This window comes from Janthinobacterium goodfellowi, assembly GCF_051380695.1.
GTDB lineage: Bacteria > Pseudomonadota > Gammaproteobacteria > Burkholderiales > Burkholderiaceae_D > Janthinobacterium.
The window spans coordinates 1-2,226 of record NZ_JBNYXN010000017.1 but is presented as its reverse complement, the minus strand read 5'-3'; the positions used below and the strand labels follow the sequence as shown (position 1 = coordinate 2,226).

Annotated in this window: 2 tRNA genes and 2 rRNA genes; all 4 read left to right on the top strand. The window is 50.6% G+C overall.

The features are described 5' to 3' along the window. Nucleotides 1-1,065, top strand: a 16S ribosomal RNA gene (locus ACQ4WQ_RS28395); the annotation flags it as partial. Between the two features lie 79 nt (nt 1,066-1,144). Continuing rightward, a tRNA-Ile gene (locus ACQ4WQ_RS28390) sits at nt 1,145-1,221 on the top strand. A gap of 71 nt (nt 1,222-1,292) precedes the next feature. Next, nucleotides 1,293-1,368, top strand: a tRNA-Ala gene (locus ACQ4WQ_RS28385). A gap of 252 nt (nt 1,369-1,620) precedes the next feature. Next, nucleotides 1,621-2,226, top strand: a 23S ribosomal RNA gene (locus ACQ4WQ_RS28380); the annotation flags it as partial.

The window sequence follows — 2,226 nt, the reverse complement described above, 5'->3', positions numbered from 1 at the left end:
TTGCTAATGACGGTACCTGAAGAATAAGCACCGGCTAACTACGTGCCAGCAGCCGCGGTAATACGTAGGGTGCAAGCGTTAATCGGAATTACTGGGCGTAAAGCGTGCGCAGGCGGTTTTGTAAGTCTGATGTGAAATCCCCGGGCTCAACCTGGGAATTGCATTGGAGACTGCAAGGCTAGAATCTGGCAGAGGGGGGTAGAATTCCACGTGTAGCAGTGAAATGCGTAGATATGTGGAGGAACACCGATGGCGAAGGCAGCCCCCTGGGTCAAGATTGACGCTCATGCACGAAAGCGTGGGGAGCAAACAGGATTAGATACCCTGGTAGTCCACGCCCTAAACGATGTCTACTAGTTGTCGGGTCTTAATTGACTTGGTAACGCAGCTAACGCGTGAAGTAGACCGCCTGGGGAGTACGGTCGCAAGATTAAAACTCAAAGGAATTGACGGGGACCCGCACAAGCGGTGGATGATGTGGATTAATTCGATGCAACGCGAAAAACCTTACCTACCCTTGACATGGCTGGAATCCCCGAGAGATTGGGGAGTGCTCGAAAGAGAACCAGTACACAGGTGCTGCATGGCTGTCGTCAGCTCGTGTCGTGAGATGTTGGGTTAAGTCCCGCAACGAGCGCAACCCTTGTCATTAGTTGCTACGAAAGGGCACTCTAATGAGACTGCCGGTGACAAACCGGAGGAAGGTGGGGATGACGTCAAGTCCTCATGGCCCTTATGGGTAGGGCTTCACACGTCATACAATGGTACATACAGAGCGCCGCCAACCCGCGAGGGGGAGCTAATCGCAGAAAGTGTATCGTAGTCCGGATTGTAGTCTGCAACTCGACTGCATGAAGTTGGAATCGCTAGTAATCGCGGATCAGCATGTCGCGGTGAATACGTTCCCGGGTCTTGTACACACCGCCCGTCACACCATGGGAGCGGGTTTTACCAGAAGTAGGTAGCTTAACCGCAAGGAGGGCGCTTACCACGGTAGGATTCGTGACTGGGGTGAAGTCGTAACAAGGTAGCCGTATCGGAAGGTGCGGCTGGATCACCTCCTTTCTAGAGTTTGCACGAATCAGTAATGATTCACGCATCAAATGTTCACACTTATCGGCTGTTAATATAAAGAACAGCATTTGGGGCTGTAGCTCAGCTGGTTAGAGCACCGTGTTGATAACGCGGGGGTCGTTGGTTCGAGTCCAACCAGCCCTACCAGAAAAAACTGGGGGTAAGGTGGACGCTAGTCCAAGCAGCCCTACCAGTTTCTGTAGTCTGTATTACCCATAGGGGGATTAGCTCAGCTGGGAGAGCACCTGCTTTGCAAGCAGGGGGTCGTCGGTTCGATCCCGTCATCCTCCACCAAAAGTTCAAACGTAAATCAGCGCAGATGGCGCCGGGATTTAGGTTTGGTCTTTTCGAGATCAAGTGCTGTATGTTCTTTAACAATCTGGAAGAAGTAAAGATTATTTATTGATCAAGTCTATGCGTGCAGAAATGCATGAGGCGACTTGATGGGTAATGATTGTATGTATCAACAAACAAGCAACAACGTTGTACTTTCTTATCCCTGTAGCGCTCTTTGATGGTTTCGACTATCAGAGGCTAACGTTATAGGGACAAGCGAATAAGTGCACATGGTGGATGCCTTGGCGATTACAGGCGATGAAGGACGTAGTAGCTTGCGATAAGCTGCGGGGAGTGAGCAAACACACTTTGATCCGCAGATTTCCGAATGGGGCAACCCACCCTTTTAGGGTATTGCATACTGAATACATAGGTATGCAAGGCGAACGCGGCGAACTGAAACATCTAAGTAGCTGCAGGAAAAGAAATCAACCGAGATTCCCAAAGTAGCGGCGAGCGAAATGGGAAGAGCCTGTACGTGATAGTCGGACCGATAACAGAATCCTCTGGAAATAGGAGCCATAGTGGGTGATAGCCCCGTATGTGAAATCGGACCGGTGGTACTAAGCGTACGACAAGTAGGGCGGGACACGTGACATCCTGTCTGAATATGGGGGGACCATCCTCCAAGGCTAAATACTCGTAATCGACCGATAGTGAACCAGTACCGTGAGGGAAAGGCGAAAAGAACCCCGGAAGGGGAGTGAAATAGATCCTGAAACCGTGTGCATACAAACAGTAGGAGCGGACTTGTTCCGTGACTGCGTACCTTTTGTATAATGGGTCAGCGACTTACATTCAGTGGCAAGGTTAACC